We start from the raw sequence: 20,723 nt of genomic DNA on the forward strand, positions 1-20,723 counted from the left end.
GGTCAGGAACCGATTTGAACAGTATTTATGCTAGCCCGCAGGGTGAGCCTCAAGGATGAGGCTCATTAATCCCGATGAGCTTACTCAAGTAAGTGATTCGGGTGCGTGAACGCAGCCAACCCCCCTGCGGCTTCAAGGACGAAGGGGATCCGTGACTTTATTGGCATTTATCCGCATACTGACAAAAGTTCACCCCTTAACTCAGCGAATCCCCTATATAACATAATGAATTTACAGCATCATTTTCTTATCGCTATGCCTTCACTCCAGGACCCCCTATTTATGCGCTCGGTTATTTACATCTGCGAGCATAACCAAGAGGGCGCAATGGGCTTAGTGATAAACAAACCTATGGAACAGTTCACGGTAGAAACTGTGCTGGAAAAACTGAAAATCAGCCCTTCACCACGGGATCCAGCGATACGTCTGGATAAACCGGTATTAACCGGTGGGCCACTGGCAGAGGATCGGGGGTTTATCCTGCATTCACCACGGGAGGGATTCGGCTCCAGTATTCCTATCTCAGCCGATACGATGATAACCACCTCCAAAGATGTATTGGAGACTCTAGGGACGCCAGAACAACCTAAAAATCTACTGGTGGCATTGGGTTATGCAGGCTGGCAAAAGGGGCAACTAGAGCAGGAATTGCTGGATAACACCTGGTTGACGATTGAGGCTGATACCAACATTCTGTTCCACACGCCAATTGCAGAACGTTGGCAAGCTGCGGCCAACAAGTTGGGTATCAATATCTTTAATATTGCTCCGCAAGCAGGACACGCCTAATGGCTAATCGCACGATTGTTGCCTTTGATTTTGGGACTAAAAGTATCGGCGTAGCCATTGGCCAAGAAGTGACCGGCACTGCCCGCGCGCTAACGTCATTTAAAGCGCAGGATGGCACGCCAGACTGGCAGAAAGTCGAAAAACTGCTGAAAGAGTGGCAACCTGATTTAGTCGTTGTCGGACTGCCGCTGAATATGGATGGCACCGAGCAACCCCTAACTACCCGCGCGCGCAGGTTTGCCAACCGCTTACATGGCCGCTTTGGTGTACAAATAGCCTTACAGGATGAACGCCTCAGCACCGTAGAAGCCCGCGCCAACTTATTTGACAGTGGCGGCTACCGTGCTTTGGATAAAGGCAGTGTCGATGCTGCATCTGCGGTCATTATTCTGGAAAGTTGGTTTGATGAACAGGCTGGCTGAATAGGTTTTTATTCAGCTTCAGATACGGTTACCCAGATTATGTTTCCACCGTCTGGTTTGGCAATCCCCCGCATATCGTGACACCTGTACCCACAGGATTGTATACTGAACCTATGCCAATCAGCGGCTCAAATATTGCACACCCCATGCGGGTGTTTTTTACATTTATTGAGGTTTTCTCATGACAAAAGTGACTGTTGCTGCGACCCAAATGGCTTGCTCTTGGGACCTACCTAAGAACATTGAAAATGCCGAGAAACTGGTACGTCAAGCGCATGCCAAAGGTGCACAGATCATCCTGATTCAGGAGCTGTTTGCCGCACCTTATTTCTGTATTGATCAAAGCCCGGAACACTATGCACTGGCCCAAGAGCTGGATAGTAGCCCGTTAATTAAGCACTTCGCCAAGTTGGCAGCCGAGCTGGAAGTAGTGTTACCGCTGAGCTTCTTTGAGAAAGCCAACAATGCTTATTATAACTCGCTGGTTATGATTGATGCTGATGGCTCGGTGTTAGATGTATACCGTAAGACCCATATTCCTAACGGCCCGGCTTATCAGGAAAAACAATTCTTTATTCCGGGCGATACCGGTTTTAAAGTCTGGCAAACTCGTTATGCCAAAGTAGGCGTTGGCATCTGTTGGGATCAGTGGTTCCCGGAAACGGCCCGTAGCCTGGCACTGCTTGGTGCGGAAATCATCTTCTACCCGACCGCGATTGGTTCTGAACCTGCCTATCCTGAAATCGATAGCCAACCACACTGGACCCGCGTACAGCAGGGCCACGCCGCTGCAAACCTGGTGCCCGTAATTGCATCTAACCGTATCGGTACCGAGAAAAGTAAATTTATAGCGGGCCTGGAAATGACCTTCTACGGATCTTCGTTCATTGCTGACCAGACTGGCGCTCTGCTGGCTCAGGCCAACAAAACGGATGAGGCTGTTTTGGTACATGAATTTGATTTACAAGAAATCGCTGCCCAGCGCGCTTCATGGGGCTTGTTCCGCGATCGCCGCCCAGAAATGTATCAAGCTTTAGCCACTTCTGACGGCAAGACCCGGAGATAATTTATGTCTGCACAAGATGCGATTTTACAAGCTTCAGCTTCACAAGCCCTACCCGGCACACCACAGCAGGATGGCTTCTTTATGCCTGCCGAGTGGGCAAAGCAGGATGCGGTCTGGATGCTGTGGCCATACCGTCAAGATAACTGGCGTGGCAAGGGGGCTCCCGCTCAGCAGACGTTTGCCAAAGTTGCTGAGGCCATCAGCGGTACAACCCCCGTATTTATGGGCGTGCCAGCTGAATTTATGGCTCAGGCTAAAGCAACCCTGCCTGCTAACGTAACATTGGTCGAAATGGCCAGTGATGATGCCTGGATGCGTGACACCGGCCCGACGATGGTGATTAACGGTAGCGGTGAACGCCGCGCTGTGGATTGGCAGTTCAACGCATGGGGCGGCCTTAACGGTGGCCTGTATGCCAACTGGCAACAAGATGAGAAAGTTGCCGTTCAAGTGAGTGACTTCCTGCATAACGCCTATTACAGCGCCCCACTGGTATTAGAAGGTGGTTCGATTCATACCGATGGTGAAGGCACTTTGCTAACCACCGCTGAATGTTTGCTGAATCCAAACCGCAATCCGCATCTGAATCAAGCGCAGATTGAACAGTTATTGCGTGAATACCTGGGTGTTACACACTTCATCTGGTTGCAAGATGGCGTCTATAACGATGAAACTGATGGTCATATCGACAATATGTGCTGTTTTGTTCGCCCGGGTGAAGTTGCCCTACATTGGACCGACGATCAACAAGATCCACAGTACGCACGATCAGTTGCTGCTTTTGATGTGTTATCCAATGCGGTTGATGCCAAAGGCCGCAAGCTAAAAATCTGGAAACTACCGGCTCCCGGCCCACTGTATAACACCGAAGAAGAGACTTTCGATGTGCTATCCAGCGATGCGGTTCCCCGTACCGCTGGTGAACGACTGGCTGGCTCTTACGTCAACTTTTTGATCAGTAACCAACAAATCATTTACCCGTTGTTAGATTACCGTACCGATGGCGTGGCGCAAGATCTGTTGCAGCAGATGTTCCCAGACTTTGTGATTACCGGTGTTCCCGCCCGAGAGATCCTGCTCGGTGGGGGGAATATTCACTGTATTACTCAGCAGATCCCGTCAGCATAATTACCCTTCTTACTTGGAGCCGTGGCAGTGTTAGCGGCTCTCATTCACCCGAATCACTTACTGTTGGTTAGCGGCGCTATGTTAATTGGCTAACATTATTCTCTGCCAATATCCCCTGCCTCTCCCGCCGCACCATCCCTTGCTCAAAGGTTTGCATCCCCCATTGCGCGCCAGCTTGTATCACATTCGGGAGCTGATAGGATTTACCTTCACGAATCAAATGGCTGACGGCAGTGGTTTGTATCAGAATTTCAAAAACGGCAATGCGCCCACCGGCTGTTTTATTACATAACTTTTGTGCGATAACCGCACGTAAGCTCGCTGCCAATTGTGCCTGAATAGTGGCTTTCTCTGCCGCAGGGAAAACATCTACCAGCCGATCAATTGCCTGTGTTGCTGTACGAGTATGTAGCGTAGCCAGCACCAAATGCCCCGTTTCAGCGGCAGTCAGAGCTAAACGAATCGTATCCAGATCACGTAACTCACCCAACAAAATGATATCGGGATCCTGACGCAATGCTCCAGTTAAGGCATGACTAAAAGATTGGGTATGGCTCCCCAGCTCCCGTTGCTGGATCAAACATGAAAGACTGCTATGAACAAACTCAATCGGATCTTCAAGCGTAATGATATGACGAGCCTGATGCTGATTGATGGCACTGATCATCGCGCTTAATGTCGTGGACTTACCACTGCCTGTCGCACCAGTAACCAGAATCAACCCATTATCTTGCTCAACGAGTTGGTGAATAATCGGTGGGACATCCAACTCTTCCAGTGATGGGCATGCCGCAGAGATAATACGAAAAGCTACCGATTGCCCCTGCTGTTGCTGAAAAATATTAGCCCGTAGCCGTTGTCCACTAATTGTCGTATAAGCACAATCCACCTGCCCCATTTCCCGCAATCGGCGATACTGCGCCTCGCTTAATAAGTGCCGACTGAGCTTATTGAGCCAGTTGACACTCACCCGTGGCCAGTGAGTGAAGGTTTTCAGTACGCCATCAATACGTAATACCGGGTGATAACCGGTACAAAGGTGCAGATCCGATGCGTTATGATTTACACTAGCCGCCACCTTATTCGCGAAGTCCTGTTCATCAAAGCCATCATCGGTATGTTCGGGGCTTTCTAAGTCAATGCATTTAGCTGTGCCATCGCTAAATACAGGGTTATCCTGGTCTGTGTTTTTATCATCCAGACTGGTGAAATCCATATCAAACTCCTGGGTCCATATGAGCACAATTGAGCAGAATCTACAGGATGTCAGAGCGCGGATCGCAACAGTTGCACACAATTGCGCACGCTCTCCAGAAGAAGTGACATTGCTTGCAGTTAGTAAAACCAAACCTGTGAGCGCTATCGAAGAGGCCATCGTGGCAGGGCAATATGCTTTTGGCGAAAACTATGTGCAGGAAGGGGTAGATAAAATCCACTACTTTGCCAATAGTGCCGATCTTGAATGGCACTTTATTGGCCCGCTGCAATCCAATAAAAGCCGATTAGTGGCAGAAAATTTTGCCTGGTGTCATACCGTTGATCGGCTGAAGATAGCGCAGCGCCTAAGCACTCAGCGCCCAGCAGCAATGCCCGCACTGAACGTACTGATTCAGGTCAATATCAGTGATGAGCAAAGTAAATCCGGGATTGCCTTAACAGAGCTACCCGCATTAGCAGCCAGTATTAGTGAGCTGCCTAACCTGAATTTACGCGGATTGATGGCTATTCCGGCACCGGAAAGCGATTACCCGCGACAACTGGCGGTATTTGAGCAAATGCATCAGGCTTTCTTGACTTTAAAAGCCAGCTACCCTCAGATGGATACGCTTTCTATGGGCATGACAGATGATATGGCAGCCGCTATTAGTGCCGGAAGTACATTAGTGCGTATTGGTACCGCCATTTTTGGTACCCGCGCTTAACCCCCAAAGTCAGTAGCGTCAGAGCCGCTAATGTTAATTAACACCTTCGGGCTGCGGCTTTAAGTACCAAGGGCATAGGAGAAATTGATGCAACATCGCAACATAACATTCATTGGCGCTGGCAATATGGCTCGCGCAATTATTGCAGGGTTGGTTGCCGGTGGTTATCCCGCTAAAATGATCAGCGTTTGCGCACCTTCAGCTAAAAATCGTGATGCTCTGGCCGCTGAATTTGGTGTCATCAGTAGTGATGATAATAACACTCAAGCACAAAAGGCTGGGGTGATCGTCTTAGCGGTTAAACCTCAATTAATGGCCGATGTATGTCAGGCATTGCGAGATAATGTCGATTTCACCGGCAAACTAGTGCTTTCCATTGCTGCAGGTGTTCAGGTTGCACGTTTCTATGCGCTATTGGGGGATAAACTCAATTTGGTGCGTATTATGCCTAATACCCCATCTCTGGTGGGTAAAGGGATGAGCGGCCTATATGCACCAGAGCAGGTTTCACAGGACGATCGTAACTTTACCGCCTCGCTGATGAGCTCGGTAGGAAAAGTCTGTTGGGTGAATGATGAAAACGGCATCAACAACGTTATTGCCGCAGCAGGCAGTGCACCGGCCTATTTCTTCCTGTTTATGGAAGCAATGCAACAGGAAGCCGAACGGTTAGGTTTTGATAGTGAAACCGCACGCCTACTGGTGCAACAAGCCGCCTCTGGAGCGACTGCACTCGTGGAAGCTAACCCGCAATTGCCACTTTCGACACTACGTGAACAGGTGACCTCGAAAGGAGGGACGACGGCCGAGGCAATTAGGGTATTTAACGAGCAGCATTTACCAGAAACTGTTGCCAGCGCCATGCAAGCCGCTATCAAACGGGCGAAAGAAATGGAAAAGCTGTTCTAACTACGACAAAATTTACAAAATCCGACACTACCCTTATTGCTTTCTCGTTAAGATAGGGGCTTATAAAGTACGCTGATAGATTCTCTATTTGTGTATATCCAATATTAAGGATAAGGACTAAAGCAACTCATGCTAACGCTGACTTTTTTGGCCAAAACGGTCATTGACCTGTATGTGATGGTACTGCTGTTGCGTATCTGGATGCAGTGGGTTCACAGCGATTTCTACAACCCATTCTCACAATTTGTGGTGAAAATTACCCAGCCGATTATTGGTCCATTGCGTCGGATCATTCCTTCCATGGGGCCAATCGACAGCGCATCACTGCTGCTGGCATACCTGCTGATGACCATTAAGTTCCCACTGTTGCTGCTGATTGGTAGCGGTGCTATCTCACTCAACCCTTATAATCTGCTGTTTGGTGTTATTGCACTGTTTAAAGCTGCCGGTTACCTGATTTTCTGGGTAATGATTATCCGTGCATTGATGAGTTGGGTAAGCCAAGGCCGTAGTCCGATGGACTATCTGCTGTATCAGTTGACTGAGCCTTTAATGGCTCCGATTCGCCGCATCTTGCCTGCCATGGGCGGTATCGATTTTTCGGCGATGATCGTTATTCTTATCCTGTATCTGATCAACTTCTTAGGTATGGATATGTTAGGCGAGCTTTGGGTTATGCTGTGAGTGCAGTAACACCCTTGCTGGACGGGCTGGTTCTGAGGCTATATATTCAGCCCAAAGCCAGCCGTGATCAGATAGTCGGTTTACATGGCGATGAACTGAAAATCGCCATTACCGCCCCACCGGTAGATGGCCAAGCTAATACCCACTTGATCAAGTTTATCGCTAAACAATTTCGGGTAGCGAAAAGCCAGGTAGTTATCGAAAAAGGTGAACAGGGGCGGCACAAACAGATCAAAATTGTTAATCCGCAACAGATCCCGCCAGAAGTTGCGGCACTGCTCGAGTGATAGAGACTTCCGCAAGAATAACTGTCAGCTCTAATAAAATTCAGGATCCCTCCATGCAAAAAATAGTATTAGCCACCGGTAACCCCGGCAAAGTGCGTGAGTTGGCAAATTTGCTGGCCGATTTTGGTTTGGATGTGGTCGCACAAACCGAACTAGGCGTAGAGTCCGCCGATGAAACTGGCTTAACTTTTATCGAAAATGCCATATTAAAAGCGCGCCATGCCGCACAAATTACCGGTTTGCCTGCTATCGCCGATGACTCGGGCCTTGCTGTTGATGCGCTAGGTGGCGCACCAGGGATTTACTCCGCACGCTTCGCGGGTACTGATGCCAGTGATCAAGATAACCTCGAAAAACTGCTAGTGGCGTTGAAAGATACCCCTGATGTACAACGTGGTGCCCAATTCCACTGCGTGCTGGTTTACATGCGCCATGCAGAAGACCCAACACCTTTAGTATTTCACGGCCAATGGCCGGGTGTGATTGCCCATCAACCTGCTGGTGCGGCTGGATTTGGTTATGATCCTATTTTCTACATCCCGGCGTTGGGTAAAACCGCCGCAGAATTAACTCGTGAAGAAAAACACGCAGTATCACACCGTGGTCAGGCGCTGAAACTGATGTTGGATGCGCTGCGTAATGCTTAAGTTACCGCCGCTCAGTCTCTATATTCATATTCCCTGGTGTGTGCAGAAGTGCCCTTACTGTGACTTTAACTCTCATGCACTGAAAGGTGATGTTCCTCATCAGGAATATGTAGAGCACTTATTAGCGGATCTTGATGCCGACGTACCACTGGCCAGTGGTCGTGAAATTAGCACTATTTTTATTGGTGGTGGCACCCCGAGTTTACTCAGTGCCGCAGCGATGCAACAACTGCTTGATGGTGTGCGTGCCAGATTACCCCTTACAGCCGGTGCTGAAATCACCATGGAAGCAAACCCAGGCGCTGTCGAAGCTGACCGCTTCAGCGGCTATCAACGCGCCGGTATTAACCGTATCTCCATCGGCGTACAAAGCTTTAGCGCACAGAAATTAACGCGTCTTGGGCGGATTCATGGGCCAGATGAAGCTAAACGAGCCGCAGAGCTGGCAACCTCACTGAACTTACGTAGCTTTAATCTGGATTTAATGCACGGCTTGCCTGATCAAACACTGGAAGAGGCGCTGGATGATTTGCGCCAAGCTATCGCACTGGATCCGCCACATTTATCTTGGTATCAACTGACGATTGAGCCTAATACTGGTTTCAGTTCACGCCCGCCGGTTTTGCCAGATGACGATGCACTGTGGGATATTTTCCAGCAAGGACATCAATTACTTAGTGATGCCGGATATCAGCAGTATGAAACCTCGGCCTATGCCAAACCGGGCTACCAATGCCAACATAACCTCAATTACTGGCGCTTTGGTGATTATCTGGGAATTGGCTGCGGGGCGCACGGTAAAGTCACGTTTAGCGATGGCCGCATCCTACGGACGATAAAGACCAAACATCCCCGTGGCTTCATGCAGGGTAAATATCTGGATAAACAGTATGAAGTGGAAACGGCTGACCGGCCTTTTGAGTTCTTTATGAACCGTTTCCGGTTATTAGAAGCCGCACCACGGGCAGATTTCTACCACTTCACTGGTCTGGCTGAAAGCACTATTCGCCCACAGTTAGACGAGGCATTGGCCAAAGGGTATTTAATCGAAACAGAGGAGTACTGGCAAATTACCGAGAAAGGAAAATTATTCCTTAATTCACTGCTAGAACTGTTTTTGTAAATCTATGCGTAAAAAGCAGGTTCAGGCGAAGCCTACAACCTAAACCTGCTTTAGCTAACCCACAATGGATTGAATATCAAGGGGATTTAGTTCAGCGCCTTAAGTAAATCCTTACGCTGCTGCTCCAGTGTCGTCACCCGCCCACAGACTTCATGGCCAAACTGCTGGAACTCCTGTTCCTGATTATTCCATTCGTTCTGAATAGCCTGTTGTAACCCACCCAGATTGCCCATAATGGCTTGCAACGGATTATTACCACCACTACCACTAGTCGCCTGCTTAACCCCCATCTCGTTCAAGCTATCTTGCAACACACCGCCCATACTTTGCTGCACCAACTGGCGACCATCTTTTTCTACCTGATCGATGGCCTGATGATGGAAGGTTAAACCATCGCTACGTTTCTCAATGATACGGTTCATCTGTTGCTTTAGTTGATCATTCAATGTGGTGAGTCGGTTGCGCACATTACTGCTGCTCCCCAGTTGTTGAACAATCACTTTATCCAAAGAAACTCGTGCTTTTTCAAGATGCTGTTGCGCACCCTGATCTATCCACGGCAAATCTTTGCGCAACGCAGTCTGGTAGCGGAACGCCTGTTGGCGCTGCGCATCGGTCAGCGTCAGTGTTTTACCATTACGGGTAACATCGCCATCAGGCGAAATCTGCAAATTACCGCTGGCTCCCACTATCTGCACAGATTGCGGGCTGATAATCACATCATCCTGCGGTTTTACACTACACTGATATTCAGCTTGCACCTGTCCGGCAGTCAGCATCAATACCGTCAGGGCTGCCGTTCGTAATGCTTTCATTTTATGTAACATAAGACTCCTGAAGCGCTGTTTTAAAAAATGGAGCGGCCAATCCGCTGTGCCAATAGCTCTAAGGCAGCAGTTCCGGCAAGAGAGTTCCCCGCATGGTCCAATTCTGGTGACCACACCGCAATACACAGCTCATCCGGCACAATGGCGATAATGCCACCACCTACCCCGGATTTGCCCGGCATACCAACGCGGAAGGCAAATTCACCCGCCCCATCGTACATGCCACTGGTAATCATCAAGGCATTAATTTGCCGCGCCTGTATCGGCGTAATCAGCGGGCTATGCCTACCAATACTGCGCCCCTGATTCGCCAGATAGACAAAACAGCGAGCCAGTTCGACACAGCTCATGCGCAGGGCGCAGTAGTGGAAATAGGTCTGCAGTACCGTCAGCACATCGTTATCAAAATTATCAAAAGACTTCATCAGATATGCGATAGCCGCGTTACGATCTGAATGTTCAAACTCAGAACGAGCCACTCGAGGATCGTAGCTGATGCTATCATCGCTCACGAGCTGGCGCACCACTTCCAACATCCGCTGTTTCGGCGCACTCAAGCGGCTTTGTAACATATCGCATACCACCAGCGCCCCTGGATTAATAAAAGGATTGCGTGGTTTACCTTTCTCTAATTCTAGCTGAACCAGTGAGTTAAAGGGCTGGCCGGAGGGCTCTTTGCCTACCCGCTGCCACACCTCTTGCTCGCCGTAACGGGATAATGCCAGAGTCAGACTTAACACTTTCGAAATCGATTGGATAGAGAAGCGTTCATCAGCATCTCCGGCTTGAAAAATCTCGCCATCCAGAGTACACACAGCAATGCCCAGCTTATCTGCCGAGACCTCCGCTAATGCGGGAATATAATCAGCAACCTTCCCCTGACCAATCAGCGGGCGAACCTGCTGTAAGATATCTGCCAGTAAGGCATTATTTAAGATTGTTGCTACCTCTAAAATTTTTGCCAAAAAAATGCTCCCAATAGAACTTAGTAACAGCTTCCACTAGCCATGCCTGATAAAAACAAAGGCGCCTGCTTAGGCGCCCTTATTAATTATCTGCCGTTAAACCGGAAGATCAATCCCACCAGATATCAAATAACTCACTGGTTTCTACATTTTTCAACTTGCGAGCTTCCAGCCATTTAGTAACCAATGCACGGTGCTCATCAGTGCAATGACCGATCTCTTGCAGGCAAATCAAACCTTCCCACTGCAAGTAGCCACTACCATCAAATGCCAGACCATTGGCTTCAATGACTTCATCGATAAAAGCATCGACAGTTTTATCAATTACATCAACACCAGTCCCTTCAGGGAAGGTCCACTGTACGGAAAAACCCAATTCCTGAAACTCGTCGATATGCATCTTCTTGCGTAAACGACGACTACGATTGTTAGCCATTATTCTTTCCTATTTGATTTTAATGGTATTTTTAAGCGCGTAGAGTAAAATCTTAATTTCAACCTACACTTTAATAACCATCTGATTTTCAGTAGCTTATCAATATCACGAGTTTAGCAGATACTAGCAGCATGCGCCTAGCTTACCCTCACTCACTTGAGGTTGCCACTGTCACCAAGCCTTGATTCCATTGGAATCAATTTTAATCGACCTCTAAGGCTTTATGGCAACACCACCTGTTAATATCTACCCAAGGACCTCACTCACCCCGATTTCTGCGTGCTCATCGCGTTACACACTGCAGTTCAGGATAAATTTGTCACATCCCCAATGGCGGAACACCCTTTTCACATCCACTGGTTGGTTGACGGGGGATTTCGAGCATGAAGGAACCCATATCACTCATAGAGAGCGGCATCTATTCCAAGGGACAGGTCAGTCATATTTGGAGCGATGCATCGCACTCATCAGTTTTGTGATCATAACTACTAATAAATTTTCTTTTTATGCATAATTGAGCGGTTTTAGTTAAGAACTCTCACTAAAATTAAATAGGCAATATTAAATATAGTGTTTTTGTTAAGAATTAAAAGGAGAATATCTCTATTAAAAAGAGACATATATTATTTATCCTTGCCGATAAATGCCTATAATTGATTACGTTTTAAAATAAAAAACAAGACTAATTTACATAAGACTCTCATATCATTATGAGATTATTCCTATCCAAGAAATTAAATTAATCTATTGATATATAAAACTTAATTGTTAGCTCCTCGTCCGCCGTGGGATTATTCCTACAAGAGTAGTCTTTCTCTCCTATATATATGTATAACCCCGTACGTTTACTATAAGTACCAATAATGCAACATCAGATTTAAAGCATTCACCAGTGGCAGTTCACCAACACACTTACTTTTGGTTAAGTGAAAAATGTTGCTCGTTAATTATAACCCAAAATAAATAGAGAAAATTGAGCGTTTTATGAATCGAGTATTTAAAGTCATTTGGAATAGTGCCTTAGGTCGCTACGATGTTGCATCTGAGTTTTCTAAATCAGGAAAAAAGATTAAGTCATTTTGCTCAGGAGCAGAAACTGTCGATACAACTTTAGGTTTAACGACACCCTCTCGCCTGAACCAGATTGCCATTACCTTGATGTTTACATTAGGGACGAACTCTGCTTTTGCTGCAGATATAAGTGTTCCCGGATTTACACCTGAAGTTCAATTTGAACAGATCTCCACAGGTTCAGGTAATACCTTGTCGGGGAGCTTTGCGAACATAGCTAAAGGCCAAAACGGTTATATAAGCACGACCTTAGGGGCACTTGATCGGTCTCTGATTACATCTGGTGCGGAATTGATCGATTTCAATCGACTCATTATTGGTGCGCAAACAACAGCTATTGAATATGTTGACCCGATCACCGGCAAAAAAGTGAGTGTCAATGTTTACGATAGCAGTAAAATGCAAAGTGCCCCTGCTTCAGCGATTAATGTTACTACTTCACTTCCAGTCGGTGTTGATGGGCAATATGTCGATCGCCGATTCTTCGTGCTGCAACCTAATAGTGATATGACTGTAAATGTGGGTAGCACCGGCTCTAACTGGACATCAGACACTGCCAACTATTTTAATGCTATCTTAAAAGGTACGCAGAAGAAAACTGACACACAACAAGCAGCAACAACAACGTCAGTGTTCCATGTTGTCTCTGATAATACTTCGGTAAGTGATACGGTTCTTAACTATGATGGGAAAACTATTGTTAGCTTAGGCAATCGTAATAACAATATTTCCGATAGTTCAAGCTATGCGGCTTCATTTGTCATTGACGATTACACAGGCGAATTCACGAGTGTTATCGGTCAGCAAAACGTCACTAATTTTGCAGAATTAAAAGCCTATAATGAAGCGCTTATTCAGGCGATTAAAGATAACAAAGTAACATTGACTGACAAAGAGTATGCAGCTCAGTTGGCACTTGCTTTAAAAAATAATAATACCGCACAAAAAGTTATCTTAGATCCTAAAATCAGTGTTGATGACGCAGTTAATTATTTAGTTAATAAAGACCAGGTTGCCTTTATTCATGGCGAGGGTAAGCACTCTATTGTTAACGTAGGCACTGACGCAAATATTCAGGCATTCTACACTGATGCATCGTTAATCCGTTTAACCAACGGCGCAACATTGAACAATAATGGGACTATCGGCTCTGCTGCAGCTACCATTTCAGGTACCTATATTGTTTTCGCAACAAACAGCACGGTCAATAATAGTGTGACCGGGATTATAGATGCGGGTACCAATGACGAAATCAAAGACTTCGCTGCAACTCAAAAACGTGATGTGACAATCGGTGATCATACTGCGATTTTAGCCAATGGTAGCTCTGTGGTCACCAATGACGGCATTATTAACGTAGCCTCCCGTACCAGCAGTGCGAGCACTGCAGTGGCACTATTAAGTGATACCACCCAATTTACCAACAACGGTACTATTAATATGGCTTCCACAGCTGAGATTGGTGATGCGGCTGGTGGCTATTATAATCGTGGTATCGTTACTCAAGGTACTTCAACGTCTAATAATAATGGCCTGATTTATATTGGTCGTGAAGCACAGCGTCAAATTGGTCAGGTGGCAGATGATCTACTGATTAAAATGCGTTCCTATGCAGTATATCTTTCTGGCAACGGTACATTTAATAATAATGCCAGCGGACATATTATTATTGGAAGCAAGACAAGTAACAGCGTTGGTATCGATGCTCGCGGTGCTAATACTACTGTAAATCAGGCTGGTACTATTACTATCAATGGTGCAAGCAGCGATCCGACTGGTATTAACATTGGTATTTCCTCTACCGAGAAGACCCGTAACGTCAATAATACCGGTAAAATTATCCTCAATGGCACCAACTCAGTCGGTATCAAGGTATTTTCTGATGCCACAAAAGTGAATGATAGTGCTTCTGCCTCAAGCTCTGGTGAGATTGATATCAATGGTGGTGTCGATGCTTCAGGTCGGGCTAATTACGGTATCTGGGCCGAAGGTAATAATGCTGTAGCGAATCTGACAGGTAACGTTAACCTATATGGCGACGGCACCATCGGCGTCCATGCCCGTAATAATGGAACAATCAATGTCAGTGCTAATGGGCAGGTAGAATTTAAAAGTGGTAAAAACCAGATTGGTTACTATGCATTTGGCGCTGGTTCAACCATTAATAATAGCGCCGTGGGTAATGAAAAAGTCTCCACTGAAGGTTCGATATTATATCGTATTGATACCGGAGCCAGTTTCGCGGGGAGCAATGCTTCTACATTAGATGCTGACGGTATCAATTCAACACTTATCCAGGTTACCGGGGAGAACAGTACTTTTAATTCGGGTGCTTTGACAATGAACATCCTGGGCGAGGGCTCTACTGGGGTAAAAGTCGAGGGTGGCGCCAGCGGCACCATCACAGCAGATGCCAGCCTAGAATTGAGCGGTGATGGGGCTACTGCCGGGATCGTCGATGGCAACTACTACGGCCTGGATGGTATTGCCACCGGTGCTACCGGAAAATCTGTCTTAACCAGTTCGGCGGTATTGACTACCGGTAACACCGCATCTGGTGCCTATGGCTATATCGCCCGTAATGGCGGTGAGCTTATCCACAATGGCTCCATTGATTTTACACAAGCAGGCAGTACTGGCGTGCTGGTAGACGGCGGGATTCTGACCAACCAAAACCTCATCACAGTCAATGGGACTGCGGTCAATATTCAGGGCGCTAACTCTACCGTGAATAACAGCGGTACCGTTAACGCAACCGACGGCACCGCCGCTTATCTGTTGGGTGCGGGTGCGAGCCTGACCTTATCCGGTAACGGTGAAACCAAAGCGGGCGGCACTGCCCATGGCGTACTGCTTGATACCGGTGCCACAGCACTGACCGTGGATGGCGCAACCATCACCATGACGGCGGGCGGCACAGGTAATGCGATTGAAAACAAAGCGGAAATTACCGGCATTCAGTTAAAAAACACCTCGCTGACGGTGGGTAATGGTGCAGGTATTCGTACCGGTGCCTCCCTGGCGGCAACCAACTCTGGCACGATCAATGTCAACGGCAGCGGTACCGGTATTCTGTTTGCCAACACCGGCGACACCATCACCGATAATACGCTGGACATGTCCGACTCGGCCGGTCTGGTGATTAACGTCAATTCAGCCGCGGGCAAAGGGATTGTCACCAACTCCCGTCAGGATCTGAAAACCGGTGCCAGCGTAAACGTCAATGATGCCGCAGGCGGTGCAGCCCTGATTGTCAAAGGCACTACCGGCCGTGTCGAGCAGTCCGGTAACCTGATATCAACATCACTCACCAGCCCGGTGGTGGACATCAATAACGGTTATGTCACCAGCTTCGTCAACAGCGGTACCATTCAAGCCAACAGCGCCACGCAGCAGGCTGTCGTAACCAATACTGGGACGGGTCTGGCATTTACCAACGCCACGGGTGGCACAATTGTTGGCAAGGTGGATCTGTTAGCGGGCAACAACACCGTGACCCTGATGCAAGGCAGTAAAGGCACTGACTTCACCACCGGCAGCGGCGATGATGCCTTCATTCTGAAAGGGCTGACATTAGCCGATACCGGCGTGTTCAGCTCACTGAACGGCGGTACCGGCAGCGATACGCTGACGCTGGACAGTTCGCTGTATACCCTGAGTGATGCTGATGCCATCCAGAATATGGAATACATCAACCTGATCAATAACTCAACGCTGACACTGGACAATGTGCTGCTGGCGCTGGGTGACAGTCAGGATGACAATGCCAACACCGGTTTTAATCTGGGTGACGGCAGTCTGTTGCAGGTTAATAACCTGAATGCCGTGAGCTTTAACAGCAAGTTGAACGGCCTCGGCACGATGGCCGTTAATACCGCCGGTAATGCCTTTGATTTTACGGCCAATGCGGCACAGAACGCCTTTAACGGGGTACTGGCATTAGGTCACGCCACCTTTGAACTGGCGGCGGATAACACCGCAGCATTAGTGAATGCCACCCTGAAACTGGGCGCGGACAGTATCACCACCGTCGGTGACGGTGTGCAAACTATCGGTGGGTTGGCCTTTGACGGCGGTACGGTGAAATTTAACACCGGCACTCCGGGTGAGACGGTGGCGAAAAGCACTATCCATACCACCAAAGAGATGAACCTACTGGGCACCGGGACGGTGGTGGTGGACATCGACAGCGTCGACAACAGCCAGACGCCGGTCAATCCTGTGCTGCCCATCATGGAGCAGGATGACGCCAATACCTTGCTGCAACTGGCGGTGAGTGATGTGGCCGTGCAAGGCAATGGCGGCAATCTGGTGCTGAAAGACCAGAATGGTAATGTCATTACCGATGCCACCACGGCCGATATTGCACAGAATGGCACCACGGTCGCCAAAGGCACTTACGATTATCGCCTGAGCAGCGGTACGGGTAACGACGGTTTGTATATCGGTTACGGCCTGACCGAAGTTGAACTGCTGGGCAGCGGTGCAGATGCACTGGCGCTGTATGCCACCAATAAAACCGGTCCTGCGGCGGATTTGAGTGCCAAAGTGACGGGCAGTGGTGAGTTGGCGATTGATACCGGTGCAGGAAATACGGTAACACTGTCCAATCTGGACAATGATTACACCGGTTCTACCGATGTACGCAGCGGTACCTTACAGATGCTGAATGATAATGTGTTGGGGAATACCTCGCTGTTATCACTGGCAGCAGATACCGCCTTTGACATGAAGGGTCACAGCCAAACCGTGGGCGAACTGAACAGTACTGCGGGCTCAACGGTTGATCTCAATGGTGGCAGCTTAACCTTGAGTCAGGGCGGTGTGTCTGAGGGTGAACTGACCGGCAGTGGCGCGCTGACAATTGCCGCCAATGTGCTGAGCGTTAAGGGTGCCAATACTGGCCTGAGCGCGGTGACTAATATTGCCAGTGGCGCACAAGCGTTACTGAACAATGCAGCGGGTCTGGGCGATGGCAATATCGTTAACGCCGGTCTGCTGACACTGAAAGGGGCTGCGGGCCAGTTAGCAAATGCTATCAGTGATGCTGGCAGTGTGGTGCTGGAAGATAGCAGCGACATCACATTGAGCGGTGATAACAGCCTGTTCAGTGGCCTGTTTGCTATCACGAACGGCAGCCAGTTAACTGCTTCTCAGGCAGAACATCTGGGGACGGCGGCGGTCACCAACGACGGCGCATTGGTGCTCAATAGTGCGAGTGACTGGTTGCTGGCCAACAGCATTAGCGGCAGTGGCAGCCTGACTAAAAACGGCAACGGTACGCTGTCATTGACTCAAACGGCGGCCTATACCGGCCAGACAGATATCAATGCGGGTGGCCTGATGTTAGGCAGCAGTGCTGACCCCATGACGCTGGCAAGCCAGCAGGTGAATATAGCCAGCGGTGCCTTTATGGGCGGTTTTGGTGGCGTAGCGGGCGCGGTTGATAACCAGGGCGTGCTGTTTGTGGGCAACCCAGCGGCACCGATGGTACCGGCGATGGGCCGTCTGGCTCGCCTGGCGCCGGCCAGTAATATCTTTACCGTTGGCACTGACTTAACCAACAGCGGCACGGTATTTATCGGTAACAAGACCAGTGACGGCTCCGGCACCACCGGTAACCAGTTAGTGGTCAACGGTAACTATATTGGCAACAACGGTCTGCTGCACTTCAACACCGCGCTGGGTGACGATAACTCGGCCACCGACAGCATGATTGTGAACGGCAACACCAGCGGCACCACCAATGTTAGTGTGGATAATGCGGGCGGTACGGGCGCTAAAACCTTAAACGGTATTGAGCTCATTCAGGTGAATGGTCAATCCGACGGTGAGTTTGTGAACCCTGGCCGTATCGTAGCGGGTGCATATGATTACTCACTCGTACGTGGGGTGGGTTCAAACGCCAGTAACTGGTATTTGACCAGCCTGAGCAATTTGCCGATTGATCCAGAAAATCCGGTCGACCCGGAAAACCCGGCGGGTCCAGGCGAGGAAACTAAACGTCCTGAAGCCGGCAGCTACACCGCGAACCTGGCCGCAGCCAACACTATGTTTGTGACGCGTCTGCACGATCGTTTGGGTGAAACACAGTATATCGACGCCCTGACTGGCGAGCAGAAAGTGACCAGCATGTGGCTGCGTAACGAAGGCGGACATAACCGTTCACGTGACACCAGTGGTCAGTTGAAAACCCAAAGCAACCGCTATGTGATGCAATTGGGTGGCGATATCGCCCAGTGGAGCAACGATGGTCTGGACCGTTTACACCTGGGTGTGATGGCCGGTTACGGTAATAGCAAGAGCGACACCCACGCGAAATCGGGCTATAAGTCGAGTGGTTCGGTTGATGGTTACACCGCCGGGGTGTACAGCACCTGGTATGCCAACGACGAAGACAAGTCGGGCTTGTATGTTGACGGTTGGGCGCAGTACAGCTGGTTTAACAATAGCGTGCAGGGCGACGGTCTGGCGACGGAAGAGTATAAATCGAAAGGGATCACCGCGTCGGTCGAGAGCGGCTACACCTTTAAGATCGGCGAGAATAAGTCTAAGAACGAAACGTACTTTATCCAGCCGAAAGCCCAAATCACCTGGATGGGTGTGAAGGCTGACGAGCACCGTGAAGCAAACGGTACTCAGGTGAGTGGTCAAGGCGACGGTAATATCCAGACCCGTCTGGGGCTGCGTTCTTATATGAAAGGCCACCACGAAAGTGATAATGGCAAGGATCGCGAGTTCCAACCGTTTGTGGAAGCCAACTGGATCCACAACACCAAAGATTTTGGCACCAATATGAACGCCGTTGAAGTGAAACAAGCTGGCGCGAAGAATATCGGTGAACTGAAAGTGGGTGTTGAGGGGCAATTGAACAAGCAACTGAATGTCTGGGGTAACGTTGGCCAGCAATTGGGCGACAAAGGTTACAGCGATACTGCAGTGATGTTAGGGGTGAAATACAACTTCTAATCGTTATTAGCTCTCATCAATAACGGTGCTTCGGCACCGTTATTGATTCATGCAGATACAATAACTGCTCAAAGAAATTCAGCATTATATAAGCGGTACTGTTGCCAATGGCGGCTTTCATTCTTTGCCTACTTAAGTGTTTGCAGTTCAGCACCAGCCTGCGCTAGCGAGATATTAGGGAAGTGACCGATCTTAACTTGGGTGAGTTTGTGAGTTATGGGGCTGGTATAGCGGTAGAAGAAAGCTTTAATGCCGCTAGCGCACAAGTGATCCGTAATGGCGATTTTCGCCGGTATCAACTGGCCTTATCACCGGGTTTCATCGCGTCGATGGCTTTAGTTGATAGTGGTTTTTTTTCTGGTTTATCCACCTATTAGCGCCATGAGTGTCACTGTTATATGACATCCATTACACCACAGGTGGATTAACGAGCTACATTCTAATCTACAGTAAAATGTAGGATATCGTGGTTTTTAGTGTGATTTGATGAGATAACAAGAAACCCCACTAAATCACTTATTAATCAACAAAATAAAATAAACTTACTGTTAATTTCATCACGAATAATCAGATTGGAAACTATAATTAGCCATTATTCTTTCCTCTCAAACATCAGATCCCAAACGCCATGTCCCAGACGCTGGCCACGTAATTCAAATTTTGTCAGCGGACGCGAGTCCGGACGAGGAACATAATCATTTTGTTCTGAAAGGTTGCGGTATCCGTTTACACCTGACATCACTTCCAACATATGTTCCGCATAATGTTGCCAGTCGGTCGCCATATGGAACACGCCACCCACTTTTAATTTACTTCTCACCAATTCAACAAAAGGTATCTGGACGATACGACGCTTATTATGGCGCGCTTTGTGCCATGGGTCAGGGAAGAATAGCTGTACCATATCCAGTGAAGCATCTGGAATCATATTTTCCAGCACTTCAACCGCGTCATGACACATAATCCGCAAGTTGCTTAGTCCCGCCTCGTGAGCAGCCCCCAAACAAGCACCAACCCCCGGAGAATGCACTTCTATCCCCAGAAAATTCTGCTGCGGATTACTGGCAGCCATGGTCACCAGTGAAGTCCCCATGCCGAAACCTATTTCCAGTACCACCGGAGCTTCGCGGCCAAACAAGGCGTTTACATCAACTGGCGTTGCTTGATATTCCACGCCCATCACCGGCCAGTAGCTATCTAGCGCCAGTTGTTGACCTTTGGTCAGCCGCCCCTGACGACGGACAAAACTACGAATACGGCGTATGGCTCGGCCGTTTTCATCAAATTCCGGGGATATGACGTCATTTATCATGGTACTTTCTGTCTGTTGATTGCGTATGTGAACGCGCATTATGCAAAGATACGGTAGTTTATCAACTCTGGGCGTCATAAGTACAAAATTAAGCAGTAAATAACGTAGATATAACCAAAGTGGCCGATTAAAGTCAGTGATTCGGGTGCGTGAGTGCGGCTAACAC

17 protein-coding genes are annotated in these 20,723 nt (G+C 48.5%); 12 read left to right on the top strand and 5 right to left on the bottom strand.

Annotation, left to right across the window (positions count from 1 at the left end):
• The first annotated feature begins 225 nt into the window (after nt 1-225).
• The 4 genes from Q2T72_RS17975 to aguA all read left to right on the top strand — a co-directional run bounded on the left by Q2T72_RS17975 (nt 226) and on the right by aguA (nt 3,405).
• A complete protein-coding gene (locus Q2T72_RS17975) occupies nt 226-789 on the top strand; it encodes a YqgE/AlgH family protein (protein ID WP_083162695.1) in 564 nt (187 codons plus the stop codon).
• Nucleotides 789-1,211: a Holliday junction resolvase RuvX gene (ruvX, locus tag Q2T72_RS17980; RefSeq protein ID WP_083162693.1), complete on the top strand. Its 423-nt coding sequence runs from the start codon at nt 789-791 to the stop codon at nt 1,209-1,211. The genes Q2T72_RS17975 and ruvX overlap by 1 nt, the downstream gene beginning before the upstream one ends.
• Before the next feature lie 181 nt (nt 1,212-1,392).
• Nucleotides 1,393-2,277 (top strand): N-carbamoylputrescine amidase, encoded by an 885-nt coding sequence (gene aguB / locus Q2T72_RS17985; RefSeq protein WP_083162691.1) that lies wholly within the window; start codon nt 1,393-1,395, stop codon nt 2,275-2,277.
• Nucleotides 2,278-2,280: 3 nt separating this feature from the next.
• A complete protein-coding gene (gene aguA, locus Q2T72_RS17990) occupies nt 2,281-3,405 on the top strand; it encodes an agmatine deiminase (protein WP_083162689.1) in 1,125 nt (374 codons plus the stop codon).
• Between the two features lie 76 nt (nt 3,406-3,481).
• Here the strand turns inward: aguA and Q2T72_RS17995 are convergent, their stop codons facing one another.
• The gene (locus Q2T72_RS17995; protein ID WP_193784783.1) at nt 3,482-4,621 is read right to left on the bottom strand and encodes a type IV pilus twitching motility protein PilT; all 1,140 of its coding nucleotides are present in this window, start codon (nt 4,619-4,621) and stop codon (nt 3,482-3,484) included.
• Between the two features lie 19 nt (nt 4,622-4,640).
• Here Q2T72_RS17995 and Q2T72_RS18000 point away from each other — a divergent pair, with 19 nt between their 5' ends.
• From Q2T72_RS18000 to hemW, 6 genes are all read left to right on the top strand, one after another.
• Nucleotides 4,641-5,327 (top strand): YggS family pyridoxal phosphate-dependent enzyme, encoded by a 687-nt coding sequence (locus tag Q2T72_RS18000; RefSeq protein WP_372560628.1) that lies wholly within the window; start codon nt 4,641-4,643, stop codon nt 5,325-5,327.
• Between the two features lie 87 nt (nt 5,328-5,414).
• Nucleotides 5,415-6,236: a pyrroline-5-carboxylate reductase gene (proC, locus tag Q2T72_RS18005; RefSeq protein WP_372569597.1), complete on the top strand. Its 822-nt coding sequence runs from the start codon at nt 5,415-5,417 to the stop codon at nt 6,234-6,236.
• A 129-nt stretch (nt 6,237-6,365) separates the two neighbouring features.
• Nucleotides 6,366-6,920: a YggT family protein gene (locus Q2T72_RS18010; protein ID WP_083162683.1), complete on the top strand. Its 555-nt coding sequence runs from the start codon at nt 6,366-6,368 to the stop codon at nt 6,918-6,920.
• Nucleotides 6,917-7,207, top strand: a complete 291-nt coding sequence (yggU, locus tag Q2T72_RS18015; RefSeq protein WP_083164094.1) for a DUF167 family protein YggU — start codon at nt 6,917-6,919, stop codon at nt 7,205-7,207. Before Q2T72_RS18010 ends, yggU begins: the two co-directional genes overlap by 4 nt.
• A gap of 53 nt (nt 7,208-7,260) precedes the next feature.
• Entirely contained in the window at nt 7,261-7,854 is a 594-nt protein-coding gene (gene rdgB, locus Q2T72_RS18020) for an RdgB/HAM1 family non-canonical purine NTP pyrophosphatase (protein ID WP_083162681.1), read from the top strand.
• Entirely contained in the window at nt 7,847-8,977 is a 1,131-nt protein-coding gene (gene hemW / locus Q2T72_RS18025) for a radical SAM family heme chaperone HemW (protein WP_372569598.1), read from the top strand. The genes rdgB and hemW overlap by 8 nt, the downstream gene beginning before the upstream one ends.
• Nucleotides 8,978-9,063: 86 nt before the next feature.
• On the opposite strand, the gene Q2T72_RS18030 is transcribed toward hemW, so the two are convergent.
• From Q2T72_RS18030 to Q2T72_RS18040, 3 genes are all read right to left on the bottom strand, one after another.
• On the bottom strand, nt 9,064-9,804 hold the full coding sequence (locus tag Q2T72_RS18030) for a DUF2884 domain-containing protein (RefSeq protein ID WP_372560623.1): 741 nt from the start codon (nt 9,802-9,804) through the stop codon (nt 9,064-9,066).
• A 20-nt stretch (nt 9,805-9,824) separates the two neighbouring features.
• Nucleotides 9,825-10,769: a glutaminase B gene (glsB, locus tag Q2T72_RS18035; RefSeq protein WP_193784782.1), complete on the bottom strand. Its 945-nt coding sequence runs from the start codon at nt 10,767-10,769 to the stop codon at nt 9,825-9,827.
• Between the two features lie 109 nt (nt 10,770-10,878).
• A complete protein-coding gene (locus Q2T72_RS18040) occupies nt 10,879-11,205 on the bottom strand; it encodes a YggL family protein (protein WP_083162675.1) in 327 nt (108 codons plus the stop codon).
• Between the two features lie 984 nt (nt 11,206-12,189).
• Between Q2T72_RS18040 and Q2T72_RS18045 the strand changes: the two genes are divergently transcribed.
• Nucleotides 12,190-19,245 carry an autotransporter outer membrane beta-barrel domain-containing protein gene (locus tag Q2T72_RS18045; protein ID WP_372569599.1) on the top strand — a complete coding sequence of 2,352 codons (7,056 nt, stop codon included), beginning with the start codon at nt 12,190-12,192 and terminating at the stop codon, nt 19,243-19,245.
• Nucleotides 19,246-19,427: 182 nt separating this feature from the next.
• A complete protein-coding gene (locus Q2T72_RS18050; RefSeq protein WP_083162672.1) occupies nt 19,428-19,622 on the top strand; it encodes a hypothetical protein in 195 nt (64 codons plus the stop codon).
• Between the two features lie 215 nt (nt 19,623-19,837).
• Here the strand turns inward: Q2T72_RS18050 and trmB are convergent, their stop codons facing one another.
• A complete protein-coding gene (trmB, locus tag Q2T72_RS18055) occupies nt 19,838-20,557 on the bottom strand; it encodes a tRNA (guanosine(46)-N7)-methyltransferase TrmB (RefSeq protein ID WP_083162671.1) in 720 nt (239 codons plus the stop codon).
• Between the last annotated feature and the right edge of the window lie 166 nt (nt 20,558-20,723).

Source organism: Yersinia sp. 2466 StPb PI, from assembly GCF_041538325.1.
Classification (GTDB): Bacteria; Pseudomonadota; Gammaproteobacteria; order Enterobacterales; family Enterobacteriaceae; genus Yersinia; species Yersinia enterocolitica_E.